Source organism: Amycolatopsis sp. NPDC104775 (assembly GCF_055583325.1).
In genome coordinates, this window is sequence record NZ_JBVJOE010000008.1 from 126,618 (window position 1) to 141,498 (window position 14,881).

Genomic DNA, 14,881 nt, shown 5'->3' on the forward strand with positions numbered 1-14,881 from the left:
AATTGTGCCTTGCCTGACCGGGCGAATAGGCTGCCGGGATGGAGCGGGAGTGGCGGACGTTGTCGGTGGTGGAGGGGAAGCCGTTGCGCGGCGGCACCGGGCTGATCCGGGAACGGGCGCGCGCGGAGCACGGCCTGGCGTACGAGATCCGTTATCCGGCGGGCGTCGCGTCGGCCGAGCACAGCCACGACCACGACAGCATCGTGCACGTGCTGGAAGGGCGGCTGCGCGGCACGGTCGACGGGGAGTGGTCCGAACTCGGACCGGGCGACGTGGTGGTGCATCCGCGCGGCGTCCGGCACCACGTCGAGGCGCTCGCCGACAGCCGGTGGATCGAGTTCAAAGCCCCGCTGCCCGGACGGCCGCCGGTGGGCTGAAACGACGAACGCCCGGGTCCGGAGCCACAGTGGACACCGGACCCGGGCGACCGGGTTCTAGCTCAGTTGTCGAGTTCGGCCAGCGCCGCCTTGGCGGCTTCCAGCTCGGCCTCCAGCTGCGCGACCTTCGCGGCCTGCGCCTCGCGGGCGGCGTTGATGACCTCGTCGATCGGGCCGGACAGGTCGTCGTGCAGTTCCTTCGCCGCACGCGAGACCGCCGCGGCCGGGACTGCCAGGCCCTTCGCGACCCACTTGGCGCCGTTCTTGAGCTCGGCCTGCCACTCGCCGTCCGCCGTGCCGGTGACGGTCAGCGTCAGCTCCACCGTGCGGGTCTTCTTCGCCGTCGACGCCGCGGCCTTCGGGCGGCCGCGCTTCGGCTTCGGCGAATCAACGGCCGGGGTCTCGGAAGACCCTTCGGACTCCGGCTTCGAGGCATCCGCCGGGGCGGAGTCCGAAGAGCCCGAAGCCTCCGGAGCGGAAGCGGCGGTGGGCTCGGCGACTTCCGGGGCCTCCGGGGTGCCGGCGGCCTGCGGCGATGACGCCGCCGGCCCGGCCGCAGTGTCCTCGTCGTGCGTCAGGGCTTCCACGGACATTCGTGTCGTCTCCTTGCCCGGATCTGGGTTGGGTACGCGGGCATCTTAGAACATGCGTTCGATGCCCGCACTTTCAGGGGATCAATGCAGGAAGGGACCCTCCCAGCCGGGAGAGCCCCTTCCTGACGGTGAAGAACTTACTCCTCCTTGCCGGAGTTCAGCCCGGAGGAGATGAGGTCCATGACCGACGAGTCGGCGAGCGTGGTGACATCGCCGATCTGCCGGTTCTCCGCGACGTCGCGCAGCAGCCGGCGCATGATCTTGCCGGAGCGGGTCTTCGGCAGCTCCGCCACGACCATGATCTGCCGCGGCTTCGCGATAGGCCCGATCTCCTTGGCGACGTGGTTGCGCAGCTCCTGCACCGCCTCGTCGCCGCCGTCCACGGCGTTGCCGCGCAGGATCACGAACGCGACGATGCCCTGTCCGGTGGTCGGGTCGGTCGCGCCGACGACCGCGGCCTCGGCGACCGTCGGGTGCGACACGAGCGCGGACTCGACCTCGGTGGTCGAGATCCGGTGCCCGGACACGTTCATCACGTCGTCCACGCGGCCGAGCAGCCAGATGTCGCCGTCCCCGTCGTACTTCGCGCCGTCGCCGGCGAAGTAGTAGCCCTGCTCGGAGAAACGGGACCAGTAGGTGTCGCGGAAGCGCTCGTCGTCGCCCCACACGCCGCGCAGCATCGACGGCCACGGCTTGTCCAGCACGAGGTATCCGCCGCCGCCGTGCGGGACCTCGGCGCCGGTGTCGTCCACGACCTTCGCCGAGATGCCCGGCAGCGCGCGCTGCGCCGAACCCGGCTTGGCGGCGGTGACGCCGGGCAGCGGCGAGATCATGATCGCGCCGGTTTCGGTCTGCCACCACGTGTCCACGACCGGCGTCTTGTTCGCGCCGATCTTTTCCCGGTACCAGATCCAGGCTTCGGGGTTGATCGGCTCGCCCACGCTTCCCAGCACCCGCAGCGAAGACAGGTCGTACTTCGCCGGGATGTCCTCGCCCCACTTCATGAAGGTGCGGATCAGCGTCGGCGCGGTGTAGTAGAGGGAGACCTTGTACTTCTGGATGATTTCCCAGTGCCGTCCCTCGTGCGGGGTGTTCGGCGTGCCTTCGTAGACCACCTGGGTCACGCGGTTCGCCAGCGGCCCGTACACGATGTACGAGTGCCCGGTGATCCAGCCGATGTCGGCGGTGCACCAGTAGACGTCTTCGCCCGGCTTGTGGTCGAACACGACGTTGTGCGTGTACGCGGTCTGGGTCAGGTAGCCGCCCGAAGTGTGCAGAATGCCCTTCGGCTTACCCGTGGTGCCCGAGGTGTACAGGATGAACAGCGGGTGCTCGGAATCGAAGGCTTCCGGCTTGTGCTCAGTGGACTGTCCGTCGACCAGTTCGTGCCACCACAGGTCGCGGCCCTCGGTCCACGGCGTCTCGCCTTCGAGGTCGCTGCCGGTGCGCTTGACGACGATGACCTTCTGCACGGTTTCCGCGCCCTGCAAGGCTTCGTCGACGTTCGCCTTCATCGGCGCGGCCTTGCCGCGACGGTACTGACCGTCCGAAGTGATCACGATCTTCGCCGCCGCGTCGTCCACCCGCGCGCGCAGCGCCGTCGGCGAGAAGCCGCCGAACACCACGCTGTGCAGGGCGCCGATCCGCGCGCACGCCAGCATCGCGAAAATCGCCTCGGGCACCATCTGCAGCTGGATCGCCACGACGTCCCCGGCCACGACGCCCAGCGACGACAGTGCGTTCGCGGCCTTGGAAACCTCGTCCTTCAACTGCGCGTAGGTGATGTCGCGGGTGTCGCCCGGCTCGCCGACCCAGTGGATCGCGACCTGGTCCCCGTGGCCGGACTCGACGTGCCGGTCCACGCAGTTGTACGCGACGTTCAGTTTCCCGCCGACGAACCACTTCGCGAACGGCGCATTGGTCCAGTCCAATACCTGGGACCACTTCGTGTCCCACGACAGCCGCTCCGCCTGTCCGGCCCAGAACTGCTCGCGGTCAGCGTCCGCCGTCGCATACAACTCGGCCTTCGCGTTCGCCTGACCAGCGAACTCTTCGCTGGGGGGAAACGTGCGGCTCTCCGTGAGCAGGTTGTCCAACGCTGGGGACTGCTCGGTCATGGTGCAAAGCCTCCTGTAGTGCGAACCCGCGGCTCAGGGAACGCTAGCGACGTTAGCCCGCCTACGACAAGGTTGCAGCCACGTTGCGCACACAGCGCCAAGCGATGTGCGGCGACGCTCAGCCGAGGCGGGCGAGCAGCCGGGCACGGGCGCCCGGCCACTCGGCGTCCGTCATCGAGTAGAGCACCGTGTCGCGGGTTGTGCCGTCCGGACGGATCCGGTGCGCCCGGAGCACTCCCTCGCGCAGCGCGCCGAGCCGTTCGATGGCGCGTTGCGAACGGAGGTTGCGGTTGTCGGTTTCCCACGCGACACGCTGGGCTCCCCAGTCCTCGAAGGCGTTGCGCAGCAGGAGGAATTTGGCCTCGGTGTTGAGCGCGGTGCGCTGGAACTCCGCGCCGATCCAGGTGTGCCCGATCGACAGGATCCGGTGTTTCGCTACTACCTGGTAATAAGAAGTGGTGCCCGCGACGCGGCCGGACGCGACGTCGATCTGCGCCCACGCGCGGCGGTCCGGATCGGCGAGCGCGGCCTTCACCATCGCCTCGGTTTCGCCGAGGTCGGCGGGCTGGCTGACGCTCAGCCAGGCCCAGATGCCCGGGTCGGCTCCCGCCTCGAACAGGCCGGGGGCGTGCTCGAGTGCGAGGGGTTCGAGCCGTACGTGGCGGCCGGACAGGATGGGGTGTTCGCTCCAGGTCACGCCCTCACGCTAAGACGGCAAGTGGCTGTGCCGAAGTGCCATTTCCCGATCATTTCAGCAGTCCACTATTCGGCCGCTTATGCTCCGTGGACCACCCGGCGAAAGAGAGCGCGCATGACCGAGGAGCGAGAAAACCTCACCTGGGAGTTGTTCGGTTCGGCGAGCCGGGAACTCGCGGAGGCGGTGGCGCGGGACGGGTTCGCGCCCGACCTCATCCTGTCCATCGCGCGCGGCGGGCTGTTCGTCGCCGGCGCGCTCGGGTACGCGCTGGACGTGAAGAACCTGCACGTGATGAACGTCGAGTTCTACACCGGCGTCGACCAGCGGCTGGACCTTCCGGTCATGCTGCCGCCGGTGCCCAACGTGGTCGATCTCACACACAAGAAGGTGCTGGTCACCGACGACGTCGCGGACACCGGCGCGACGCTCAAGCTGGTTCGCGACTTCTGCGCCGACCACGTCGCGGACGTGCGGTGCGCGGTCGTCTACGAGAAGCCCGCTTCGACGGTGAAGTGCGAGTACGTGTGGAAGCGGACTGACCGGTGGATCAACTTCCCGTGGTCGGTGCTGCCTCCGGTCGTGGAGCGGGCCGGACAGGTGCTGGACGCATGAGCGCTGCTTGCGAGCGAATCATCGATATTGATGCCGTCGCCTCCCCGCCGACCGGCGTGCGACTCCTTATGGAGGCGGCGGCATGAGCGATCCTTTAAGGCCGTTGCTGGAGCTGGACGGCGTTGCCGCGGCGGCGAAAGCCGCGCAGGACGCCGTCTTCGCCGTGCACCGGCTGCCCGCGAATCTGCGTGGTGGAGCGGAAACCGCGGCCGAAGCTTCCGTTCGCGCGGCACGGGCTTCGGCGGGAATCGACGGAGCGAATCCCGAGTTGCCCGAGGACGGGTCGGTGACGGATCCGTTGCTCGCCGGGGCGCTGCGGGTGGCGGAGAAACTGGAGTCGTTGCTGCCGACTTGGCGGCGGGCTCCGTTGCAGGCGTTGGCCCGGTTGCATTTGCTGGCCGCGTCGGACGTGGTGGCCGATCCGGATCAGCTCGGCCGTCCGCGGCGCGGGGGCGAGCGGCTGGAGTTGCTGGCGCAGCTCGTCACCGGCGCGACTTCGGTGCCGGGTGCGGTGCTGACCGCGGTGGTGCACGGCGAACTGCTGGCGTTGGCACCGTTTGGCTCGGCGGACGGAGTGGTCGCCCGGGCGGCCGCGCGGCTGTCGATGGTCGCGACCGGGCTCGACCCGAAGTCGTTGACGGTTCCGGAGGTCGCCTACTTCCGCCGGGTTCCGCGGTATGTCGAGCTGGCGCGGGGATTTGCCGAAGGGACGCCGGACGGCGTGCGCGAGTGGCTGCTCTTCTGCTGCGAGGCGTTCGAAACCGGGGCGAACGAGGCGCGGAGCATCTCGTCGGCCGCCGGCTGATCAGTGTGGTCTGAGCACATCCTCCGGCGGCATTCTGTAGTGGCTTGAGCCATGGTCGCCCTGGTCGGAGCGACTTACTGTTTCCGGCCATGACCAGTGACAGTTCCCTCGCCGGCCGCACCGCGTTGGTGACCGGCGGCGGCAGCGGCATCGGGCTGGCTTGCGTGCGGGCGTTCGGCGCGGCCGGGGCGAAGGTGCACGTGGTGGACGTCGCCGGGGCGGAGGAAGCCGCCGCGGAGGTCGGCGGCCAAGCGCATGTCGTGGATCTGACCGACGCGGCGGCGCTGGAGACGCTGCCCGCGGACGTCGATGTGCTCGTCAACAACGCGGGCGTGCAGCACGTCGCGCCGCTGCCGGAATTCCCGCCGGAGCGGTTCGCCTTCATTCAGTCGTTGATGGTGACCGCGCCGTTTCTGTTGATCCGCCGGTGTTTGCCCGCGATGTACGCGCGGGGCTGGGGGCGGATCGTGAACATGTCCAGCGTGCACGGCGTGCGCGCGAGTCCGTACAAAGCCGCTTACGTCACCGCGAAACACGCGCTTGAGGGTCTGTCCAAAGTGGCCGCTCTCGAAGGCGCTGAGCACGGCGTGACCAGCAACTGCGTGAATCCCGGCTACGTTCGTACGCCGCTCGTCACCGGCCAGCTGGAAGCACAGGCGGCCGAGCACGGGGTGCCGCCGGAAGAAGTGCTCGAACAGGTTTTGCTGCGCCGGGCCGCGATCAAGCGGCTGATCGAACCCTCGGACGTCGCCGATCTCGTGGTGTGGCTGTGCGGCGAGTCCGCCGGGCACATCACCGGTGCGTCGCTTCCCGTTGACGGCGGCTGGACCGCTGGCTGAATCCCCTTTCCCCACAACGGAGTGGAGTCCATTATGGACAAAAAGCTGCTGCGCGTCGTCGGAGCCGGGCTGATCGGAACCACCATCGAGTGGTACGACTTCTTCCTGTACACCTCGGCCGCCGCGCTGGTCTTCAACAAGCTGTTCTTCCCGACCGCCGACCCGCTCACCGGCACCTTGCTGGCCTTGCTCACCTACGCGGTCGGCTTCCTCGCCCGGCCGATCGGCGGGCTCGTGTTCGGGCACTTCGGCGACCGGATCGGACGCAAGAAGCTGCTGGTCGTGAGCCTGTTGATGATGGGTGGCTCGACGTTCGCGATGGGCTTGCTGCCCACGTACACCGCGGTCGGCGTGCTCGCGCCGATCCTGCTGACGTTGCTGCGGCTGATCCAGGGCTTCGCCCTCGGCGGCGAATGGGGCGGAGCGGTGCTGCTGGTTTCCGAGCACGGCGACGACCGGCGTCGCGGGTTCTGGGCGTCGTGGCCGCAGACTGGGGTTCCGGCGGGGAACTTGCTGGCCACCGCGGTGCTCACGATCCTGGCGTCGGCGCAGTCGGACGCGACTTTCCAGGCTTGGGGCTGGCGGATTCCGTTCCTGCTGTCGGGCGTGCTGGTCGTGCTCGGCCTGTGGATCCGGCTGGCGGTTTCGGAATCGCCGGTGTTCATCGCGGCGAAGGCTGCCGCCGACGAGCGTGAGCAGGCACCGATCGTCGATGTCTTCCGCGGCCACTTCCGCGCTCTGGCGGTGACGTTCGGTGCGCGTATCGCGGAAAACGTGTCCTACTACGTGATTACCGCGTTCATTCTCGTGTACGTGACCACCGGTCTCGAGCTGCCGAAGGCGACTGGGCTGACCGCGGTGCTGGTCGCGTCGGCGGTGCATTTCGTGACGATCCCCTTGTGGGGTCTGCTGTCCGACAAGATCGGCCGCAAGCCGGTGTACCTGTTCGGCGTGGTCGGAATGGCCGCGTGGTCGTTCGGCTTCTTCTGGCTGCTCGACCTGCGCACGACAGGTTCGGTGATCGGCGCGGCGGTGATCGGCCTCGTCGTGCACGGCGCGATGTACGGACCGCAGGCGGCGTTCTTCGCCGAACAATTCCCGACGCGAGTCCGCTACACCGGGCTTTCGGTCGGCGGTCAGCTGTCGTCCATCGCGGCCGGAGCGGTCGCGCCGCTGATCGCGGTGGCGCTGTTCGAGGCGTACCACTCGACGCTGCCGGTTTCGCTCTACGTGGTCGCGATGTGTCTGTTGTCGCTGGTCGCGCTGCTCGGTGCGCGTGAGACGCGCGGCGCGTCGTTGCACGAGACGGCAGCCGAACCGAAGGCTTCAATGACAGCATGACGGGTGTGGACCCCACTGCTGAGGCGTATCGCCAGCTGCTCGAACTGCTCGCCGCCGGAGCGAGCAGCGAGCAGCTGGCGCACGTCGCTGCCCGGGGGTTGTCCGCGGAGCAGTCCGCCGCGATCGGGTCGGCGACGGAGCTGGCGTTGCGGATCCGCGAGACGCTCAGCGAGCATCGGCGGCGTGAAGCCGAACTGACCGCGTTGTTCGACACCGCGAGCGATCTCGCTCGGCTGCGCGATCCGGACGCGGTGCTGCGGTCGATCGTCCGGCGCGCGCGGACGTTGCTGGGCGTGGACGTTTCGTACCTCAGTCTCAATGACGAAGCGAATGGCGAGACGTACATCCGGGTCACGGACGGGTCGGTTTCCGCGCTGTTCCAACAAATTGTGCTCGGGATGGGCGAAGGTCTCGGTGGTCTTGTAGCGCAGACTGCGCGTCCGTACGCGACCGCGGACTACTTCCAGGACGAGCGATTCCGGCACACGAAGCCGATCGACGCAGGCGTCCGCGAGGAGGGTTTGAAGGCGATCCTTGGCGTGCCGTTGGCGATCGGCGGCAAGGTGCTGGGCGTTCTGTACGCGTCCGACCGGTCCTCGCGAGCGTTCTCGACGGCGGAGGTCGCACTGCTGTCTTCGTTGGCCGCGCACGCCGCGATCGCATTGGACACTGCGCATCTGCTGGAAGAAACGCGTTCGGCGGCTGCGGAGCTGAACGCGGCCAATGCGACGATGCGCCGGGCGGACGAGGCACACGACCGCCTGATGGACCTCGTGCTCGGCGGTGCGGATTTGCCCGCGGTGGCGGCGGAAGTGGCCGGAGTGCTGCGGGGCTCGATTGCCGTGCACGACGAGGAAGGCGGATTGCTGGCCGGTACCGAGGTGGCTTTCGATGCCGCTGCAGTCGCTTCGTCACACGCCAATGGCCGGGCAGTGTCTACAAAGGACACATGGGTTTGCGCGGTCCGGGCGGGGCGTGAATTGCTCGGCAGCTTGACGCTCTCCGGGCGGCCGGAACTGGCCGGTGACGACCGTCGGCTGTTCGAGCGGGCTGCGGTTGTCACGGCATTGCTGTTGCTGCTGCGCCGTTCCGTGGCGCAAGCCGAGGACCAGGTGCGCGGCGAATTGCTGACCGATTTGCTCACCGCGCCAACCCGCAACCCGGGTGCACTGATGGCTCGCGCCCGTCGACTGGGTGTCGATTTGTCGGCACCGCACGTGGTGCTGGTCGCGCACGCCTCCGGTATTTCTCGACGCGGACTTGCCGCGGCCTGTGCCCGCTACGGTGATTTGGTCGGTGTGCACGCGGAACAAGTCGTCGCACTCGCGCCGGATCACCCTGCGGCAGCACGGATCGCGGCGGAGTTAAAGTCCGTTGTGGACTGTCCGGTGACAGTTGGTGCGGCTGGTCCGGCGAGCGGGCCGGAAGCGTTGGCGCAGGCGTACACCGAAGCTGTCCGATGCGTGAACACTCTGCTGGCTCTCGGCCGCGAAGGCGACGGCGCGGCGATGGCCGATCTCGGGTTCCTCGGCGTCCTGCTCGGCCGCCATTCCGACCTGTCCGGTTACGTCCGCGCGACGCTCGGCCCGGTCCTCGACTACGACGCCCGCCGCGGCACCGACCTCATCGGCACGCTGCGCGCGTACTACGCGGCTGGCGGAAATTTGGCGCGGGCAAAGGAAACTCTGCACGTCCACGTCAACACGGTGGCGCAACGGATGGAACGCCTCACCGTGCTGCTGGGCGAGGATTGGCGCGAGCCGGAACGTTCGCTGGAGATCCAGCTCGCGCTGCGCGTGCATCAACTCGGCGGCTGACGGACTCCGGCGAGGATCAGGTCGAGCATCCGGTCCAGTTGCTCCGGCCCGCCCGGCAGCGTCCGCATACTGCACGCGCCGACCACCGTCACGACAACGTCTTGCGCGCGCACGTCTGCCCGAAGCGTGCCGTCTGCCGCGCCCGCGTCCATGATCAGCTGGACGGCCTCAGTCAGCTCCGCGCGCACCTGCGTCATATCGACTGTGCCCGCTTCGATGATCGCGCGCAGAGTGTCCGCCATGTCGTGCTTCGTGCTTGCGTACTCGGCGAAGCGGTCCATCCACCGACGTAGCGCGCGAAGCGGCTTCTCGGTCTCGAGCAGCTTCGGCGCACTCGCGACGACCTGCGCTAACTCGTCTCGGTACAGCGCTTCGACCAGTGCTTCGCGGGTAGGGAAGTGACGGTAGAGCGTGCCGATGCCGACGCCTGCTTCGCGCGCGACGCGCTCCAGCGTGACGGGCTCGTCGCCTTCGCCGAACGCTTTGCGCGCAGCGGCCAGCAGGCGGAGACGGTTGCGTTCGGCGTCCGCGCGCGGCTTCTTCGGGCTCGACAAAGCGGAGGAGCCTCCGTTTCTGCTACGGTGGTGATACGGAGGCGCCTCCGCATCAACTTCCACTATGCCACGGCAGGAGTCTTTCCTCATGACGGCACCTACAGCTCCAGGCGGCACCGCGAGGCTCGCCGACCACGAAGTCGCGCGGATCGGCTACGGCGTGATGCAACTCGGCCGCCCCGGTACCGACCGCGCTGACCAGGTAAAACTGTTGCGTTCGGCAGCGGAAGCGGGCGTGAATCACCTGGACACCGCCCAGTTCTACAGCGACGGCCGGTGCAACGAGCTGATCCGCGAAGCGTTCTCGCCCTATCCGGACGACCTGGTCGTGGTGACCAAGGTCGGTGCCGAGGAAGGACCGCAAGGGCTCCGGCTCGCCCAACAGCCAGCGCAGCTCCGCGAGCAGGTTGAGGCCAACCTCGCCACGCTCGGCGTCGACCAGCTCGACGTGGTCAACCTGCGCCGGGCGGACGCCGGACCCGGCCTGATCGCGGAAGGCGACCAGCTCGTCGACATCGACGACCAGCTCGCCGAGCTGATTTCCCTGCGCGACGCCGGAAAGATCGGCTCGCTCGGCCTGAGCAACGTGTCCGCCGACCAGCTCCGGCACGCCCTCGGAGCCGGGATCGTCTGCGTGCAGAACTCCTACAACCTGCTCTACCGCGCCACGGAACCAGTGCTGGAGCTGTGCCGGGAACTCGGGATCGCTTGGGTGCCGTACTTCCCGCTGGGATCCGCGTTCGAGCAGGGCCAGGACGTGCGCGGCAATCCGGTCGTGACCGGGATCGCGGCCGACCTCGGCTGTACCCCGGCGCAGGTCGCGCTGGCCTGGCTGTTGCGACGCTACGACGGCACGCTGCTGATCGCGGGCACGGCGACGCCAGCGCATCTCGCCGAAAACCTCGCCGCCGGCCAGGTGCAGCTGCCCGCCGAAGCGGTAGCTGCCCTGGACCGGCTCGGCTGAGTTCAGAAGTTCAGCGCCGCGACCCGCTCGGCGTCGGCGAGGATGTTGATCTCCGTGATCAACCCGTCGGCCACGGTGAACGACAGCACCGAGACCGCCTTCCCGTCGCGCCGGGCGATGATGCCGGGGCCGCCGTTGACGGTCGCGTACTGCGAAACCAGGCCGTCCGGGCGGAACTGCGACGCGTTGCTCGCGACTTCGGCCGCACCGCGCACGACCTTCGAACCGAGCCCGCCGGTGTCGACGCGCAGCAGCGCGTCCGGGTGCAGAAGGGCGACCAGCCCCTCGAAGTTGCCGCCGCGAGCGGCGGTGAGCCAGGCGTCCGCGATCTTGCGCTGCTGGGTCCGATCCGCCGGACCGGCCGGGGTCACGCCCTGCACGCGGCGGCGCGCCCGGCTCGCCAGCTGCCGTACCGCGGCGGTGTTCTTGTCGAGCATCGTCGCGATCTCGTCGAACGGCACGGCGAACATGTCGTGCAGGACGAAGGCGAGCCGTTCCGCCGGGTCGAGCGCCTCCAGCACCACCAGCAGCGCGAGGCCCACCGAGTCCGCGAGGACCTCCTGCTCCGCCGGGTCGACGCCGTCCCCGGTCTCCACCACCGGATCCGGCACCCGGATGTCCAGCGGGTCCTCGCGGCGGGTCGCGCGCGAGCGCAGCATGTTGAGGCATTGGCGCGACACGATCGTCGTCAGCCAGCTGCCGGTGTTGCGCACGTCCTCTCCCGACGAGCGCGTCACCCGCAGCCAGGTCTCCTGCACCGCGTCGTCGGCCTCGGCGAACGAACCGAGCATCCGGTACGCCACCGCCCGCAACCTGGGCCGATGCTCCTCGAACTGAGCCGCCCAGAAGTTCTCGTCCTGTTTTTCGTCCCGCACTGTCACATCTTCTCCTTGGGCCGGGTCCTACTGACGAGACCCGCCGAACACGGCGGACGTGACAGGAGGAGATCACCATGCAGGCTCGGATGGCCCACCCGATCAAGGTGCACCCGGAAGCGATGAAGGCGTTGATGGCGCTGGCCACCGCGACGAAGGACAGCACCGTGCCAGCGACCACGCACCACCTGATCCACCTGCGGGTGAGCCAGATCAACGGCTGCAGTGCGTGCGTCGACCTGCACGCGCGGGAGATGAAAGAAGCTGGCGAGAAGGACGAGCGGATCTGGGGCGTCGGCGCGTGGCGCGAATCGCCGTACTTCACCGACGCCGAGCGCGCCGCGCTGGCGCTCGCCGAGTCCATGACCCGGCTGTCCGACCGCCCGGACGCGGTTTCGGACGAGGTCTGGGACGCCGCCGCGGACGTCTATGACGAGAAGGAGCTGTCGGCGTTGCTGCTGTCCATCGCCGGGATCAACGTGTGGAATCGGCTCAACGCCGCGATCCGCCAGCCGGCCGGATCGTTCTGAGCCGCACTGGGGGTGTTGCCGGAAGCGGCGGTGAGGGGATCCGCCACCGCTTCCGGCAGCTTCACACGTTCGCGGGCAGCTCGTCCCGGATCGCCGCGACGGCGGCTCGCGGATCGTCGGCCCAGAAGTCGAGCTGAGTGATTTCGACGGCGCCCTTGCGGCCGAGATCGACCAGCCGCGGTTCGCGCAGGGTCACCGAGAGGTTGGTCGACTGGGTGATTCCCACTGCCAGCACACCGGTTTCGGGCACGCTGACGCTCGCGCGTGTCTTGAGCGACCGGCTCGCCTGCCGGACGGAATCGATGCTGGCCAACGGGATCCGGTGGTCGAAGACGGACAGATACCGCACGCGCAGCCCGTCCCGGCTGATCGAGTGCGGGTATTTGTAGAGGGTCGCGACGAGCGCCAGAAACGCCAGGGTGCCCAGGATTTCCAGCACCAGCAACGCGATCCGCACCGGCACCGACTTCACCACGACCTCGACCAGGACGATGTCGACCGGGTTCACCGCCAGCATCACCCAGAACATCGGGCGGATGGTGCGGCTGTAGTGGATCGCGACCCCGTCCGGCGGCACGTCGATCCGGCGACGGAACACGAGCACCAACGCCCTAGCCAGTATCGGCAGTTGTCCTTTCACAGCGCCCCCTCCCGCGTCAGTCGGCGGTACCCAGCCGCGCGGCCCACTTCTCCTCTATTCTCCCGAATTTCCAGATCGCGAACGCGGCCAACCAGGTGATCACGAACAGCCCGACGATCGCGAAACCCACGTAATCCAGGTCCACCGACGCGATCGCCGCGAGCGGCCCGGACGTGATGTCGAGCTTCTCGGCGAGCAGCGTCACCAGCTCGATGGTCCCGATGCCGAGCGCGACCGCCACGGAAAGCGCGGTGACCGTGAGGTTGTAATAAATCTTCCGGATCGGCCGGGAAAACGCCCAGCCGTATGCGTAGTTCATGAGTACGCCGTCCGCTGCGTCGAACAGGCTCATGCCCGCGGCGAACAGGATCGGCAGCACGAGAATCGCGTACCAGGGCAAGGAGAACGCGGCCGCGCCCGCGGCGAGCACGAGCAAGCCGATTTCCGTCGCGGTGTCGAAACCAAGTCCGAAAAGGACTCCCACCGGATAGATGTGCCACGGCTTCCACACCGCTTTCGTGGCCCCGCGCAACAGCCGGTTCATCAGGCCGCGGTTGTCGAGATGCCGTTCCAGCTCGGCCTCGTCCAGCTCGCCGCGGCGCATCCGGGCGAACACGCGCGCGATCCCGACGAGCACGACCAGGTTCATGATCGCGATCAGGTACAGGAAGATCCCGGACACTGACGTGCCGATCAGGCTGGTCGTCTCGTGCAGCGCGGAACCGTCGTCCTCCAGCTGTCCGGCGACGGCGCGGACGCCCATCGACAGCAGCAGGCACAGTGCGAAGACGATCGTCGAATGCCCGAGGGAAAACCAAAACCCGACCGACAGCGGACGTTGCCCGTCGGCCATCAGCTTGCGCGTGGTGTTGTCGATGGCGGCGATGTGGTCGGCGTCGAACGCGTGCCGCATGCCGAGCGTGAACGCGGTGACGCCGAGGCCGATGCCGAACGTCCCGCCCGCGCCGACCGCGTAGTGCCGCGGCGCGACGACCAGCACGAGCAGACCCCAGCCGACAAGGTTGAGCAGCAGGATCACGGCCGCCATGCCGCCGATCGACCACCGGTCGCGGTGAGTGAGCCGCTGCGTCATCGCCGTCCTCTCGGGGAAAAGAAGGGAAGGCCTCCTTGCGGGAATCAGATTCCCTCAAGGAGGCCTTCGCGGACAATCAGGTAAAGCTCAGCCAGCGCGCAGGTGCAGCGAGTCGAGTGCCTTGCGTACGTGACCGCCCGCGGCGGACAGCGCCTCGGCGGAGCGGGTGACGTCGCTGCCGGACAGCAGGTGCACGAGCGCCACCTTGAGGTCGCCGCCGGCTTCGGTGAGCGCGTCCGAGCAGTCGGCCATCGTCATGCCGGTGGCTTCCTGCAGGATCCGGATGGTGCGGCCGCGCAGCTTCGCGTTCGTCGCGCGCATGCTCACCATCAGGTTCGAGTAAGTCTTGCCCAGCTTGATCATCGTCGCGCTGGAGAACGCGGTGAGGATCAGCTTCTGCGCCGTGCCCGCTTTCATCCGGGTCGAGCCCGCGATGGCTTCCGGGCCGGTGGCGACGGCGATCAGGACGTCCACGCCGGGCGGTTGCGCGGCGCGCGGGTTCGCCGAAACGAGCCCGGTGTGCGCGCCGATCCGGCTGGCTTCGGCGAGCGCGCCGAGCACGTACGGCGTGCGCCCGGAGGCGGCGAGACCGAGCACGAAGTCGCCCGGCTGCACCGACAGGGCGATCTCCGCCGCGCCGGCGTCCGCGTCGTCCTCGGCGTTCTCGACGGCCTGCCGCAGCGCCTTCTCGCCGCCCGCGTGGTGGGCGACGAACCAATCGCTGGGCACGTTGAACGTCGGCACCAGCTCAGCCGCGTCCAGCGTCGCGAGGCGGCCTGAGGTGCCCGCGCCGACGTAATGCACGCGCCCCCCGCCACGCAGCGCCTCGACGGCGTAGTCGACCGCACGCGCCAGCTGCGGCAGCACCACGGCCACCGCGTCCGGCACCCGGCGGTCCTCGGCGTTGATCGCGCCGAGGATCCCCATGGTGGACATCAGATCGATGTCCACCGTGCGCGGGTTTCGTTGTTCGGTGGGCGAATCGACGTGCACCGTCTGGCAGGGGACGGACATCAGATCCTCGCTT

16 protein-coding genes are annotated in these 14,881 nt (G+C 68.5%); 8 read left to right on the plus strand and 8 right to left on the minus strand.

What is annotated here, in order from left to right; translation table 11 throughout:
* Positions 1-38 precede the first annotated feature (38 nt).
* On the plus strand, positions 39-377 hold the full coding sequence (locus ACZ63D_RS31150) for a cupin domain-containing protein (RefSeq protein WP_465357931.1): 339 nt from the start codon (positions 39-41) through the stop codon (positions 375-377).
* A 62-nt stretch (positions 378-439) separates the two neighbouring features.
* On the opposite strand, the gene ACZ63D_RS31155 is transcribed toward ACZ63D_RS31150, so the two are convergent.
* The 3 genes from ACZ63D_RS31155 to ACZ63D_RS31165 all read right to left on the minus strand — a co-directional run bounded on the left by ACZ63D_RS31155 (position 440) and on the right by ACZ63D_RS31165 (position 3,784).
* A complete protein-coding gene (locus ACZ63D_RS31155; RefSeq protein WP_465357932.1) occupies positions 440-970 on the minus strand; it encodes a DUF6319 family protein in 531 nt (176 codons plus the stop codon).
* Positions 971-1,107: 137 nt separating this feature from the next.
* Positions 1,108-3,087 carry an acetate--CoA ligase gene (gene acs / locus ACZ63D_RS31160; protein ID WP_465357933.1) on the minus strand — a complete coding sequence of 660 codons (1,980 nt, stop codon included), beginning with the start codon at positions 3,085-3,087 and terminating at the stop codon, positions 1,108-1,110.
* Positions 3,088-3,205: 118 nt separating this feature from the next.
* A complete protein-coding gene (locus tag ACZ63D_RS31165; RefSeq protein WP_465357934.1) occupies positions 3,206-3,784 on the minus strand; it encodes a GNAT family N-acetyltransferase in 579 nt (192 codons plus the stop codon).
* A gap of 114 nt (positions 3,785-3,898) precedes the next feature.
* Between ACZ63D_RS31165 and ACZ63D_RS31170 the strand changes: the two genes are divergently transcribed.
* From ACZ63D_RS31170 to ACZ63D_RS31190, 5 genes are all read left to right on the plus strand, one after another.
* Positions 3,899-4,396 (plus strand): phosphoribosyltransferase, encoded by a 498-nt coding sequence (locus tag ACZ63D_RS31170; RefSeq protein WP_465357935.1) that lies wholly within the window; start codon positions 3,899-3,901, stop codon positions 4,394-4,396.
* Between the two features lie 82 nt (positions 4,397-4,478).
* Positions 4,479-5,201, plus strand: coding sequence for a Fic family protein (locus tag ACZ63D_RS31175; protein WP_465357936.1), 723 nt, complete (start codon positions 4,479-4,481; stop codon positions 5,199-5,201).
* An 89-nt stretch (positions 5,202-5,290) separates the two neighbouring features.
* Positions 5,291-6,040, plus strand: coding sequence for a 3-hydroxybutyrate dehydrogenase (locus ACZ63D_RS31180; RefSeq protein ID WP_465357937.1), 750 nt, complete (start codon positions 5,291-5,293; stop codon positions 6,038-6,040).
* A 33-nt stretch (positions 6,041-6,073) separates the two neighbouring features.
* The gene (locus ACZ63D_RS31185) at positions 6,074-7,381 is read left to right on the plus strand and encodes an MFS transporter (RefSeq protein WP_465357938.1); all 1,308 of its coding nucleotides are present in this window, start codon (positions 6,074-6,076) and stop codon (positions 7,379-7,381) included.
* Positions 7,378-9,198, plus strand: a complete 1,821-nt coding sequence (locus ACZ63D_RS31190) for a helix-turn-helix domain-containing protein (protein ID WP_465357939.1) — start codon at positions 7,378-7,380, stop codon at positions 9,196-9,198. Before ACZ63D_RS31185 ends, ACZ63D_RS31190 begins: the two co-directional genes overlap by 4 nt.
* Here the strand turns inward: ACZ63D_RS31190 and ACZ63D_RS31195 are convergent.
* Positions 9,183-9,752 (minus strand): TetR/AcrR family transcriptional regulator, encoded by a 570-nt coding sequence (locus ACZ63D_RS31195; protein WP_452077505.1) that lies wholly within the window; start codon positions 9,750-9,752, stop codon positions 9,183-9,185. The genes ACZ63D_RS31190 and ACZ63D_RS31195 overlap by 16 nt on opposite strands.
* Before the next feature lie 88 nt (positions 9,753-9,840).
* Between ACZ63D_RS31195 and ACZ63D_RS31200 the strand changes: the two genes are divergently transcribed.
* On the plus strand, positions 9,841-10,716 hold the full coding sequence (locus ACZ63D_RS31200) for an aldo/keto reductase (RefSeq protein WP_465357940.1): 876 nt from the start codon (positions 9,841-9,843) through the stop codon (positions 10,714-10,716).
* 2 nt (positions 10,717-10,718) lie between these two features.
* Here ACZ63D_RS31200 and ACZ63D_RS31205 read toward each other — a convergent pair whose 3' ends face one another.
* Positions 10,719-11,597 carry a sigma-70 family RNA polymerase sigma factor gene (locus ACZ63D_RS31205; RefSeq protein WP_465357941.1) on the minus strand — a complete coding sequence of 293 codons (879 nt, stop codon included), beginning with the start codon at positions 11,595-11,597 and terminating at the stop codon, positions 10,719-10,721.
* A 71-nt stretch (positions 11,598-11,668) separates the two neighbouring features.
* Here ACZ63D_RS31205 and ACZ63D_RS31210 point away from each other — a divergent pair, with 71 nt between their 5' ends.
* Positions 11,669-12,121, plus strand: a complete 453-nt coding sequence (locus ACZ63D_RS31210; protein ID WP_465357942.1) for a carboxymuconolactone decarboxylase family protein — start codon at positions 11,669-11,671, stop codon at positions 12,119-12,121.
* A gap of 61 nt (positions 12,122-12,182) precedes the next feature.
* Here ACZ63D_RS31210 and ACZ63D_RS31215 read toward each other — a convergent pair whose 3' ends face one another.
* The 3 genes from ACZ63D_RS31215 to ACZ63D_RS31225 form a co-directional block, all read right to left on the minus strand.
* Positions 12,183-12,761: a hypothetical protein gene (locus tag ACZ63D_RS31215; RefSeq protein ID WP_465357943.1), complete on the minus strand. Its 579-nt coding sequence runs from the start codon at positions 12,759-12,761 to the stop codon at positions 12,183-12,185.
* 16 nt (positions 12,762-12,777) lie between these two features.
* Positions 12,778-13,854, minus strand: coding sequence for a Nickel transporter NicT (gene nicT / locus ACZ63D_RS31220; RefSeq protein ID WP_465357944.1), 1,077 nt, complete (start codon positions 13,852-13,854; stop codon positions 12,778-12,780).
* An 87-nt stretch (positions 13,855-13,941) separates the two neighbouring features.
* Positions 13,942-14,871, minus strand: a complete 930-nt coding sequence (locus tag ACZ63D_RS31225; RefSeq protein WP_465358177.1) for an N-acetylmuramic acid 6-phosphate etherase — start codon at positions 14,869-14,871, stop codon at positions 13,942-13,944.
* Positions 14,872-14,881 lie beyond the last annotated feature (10 nt).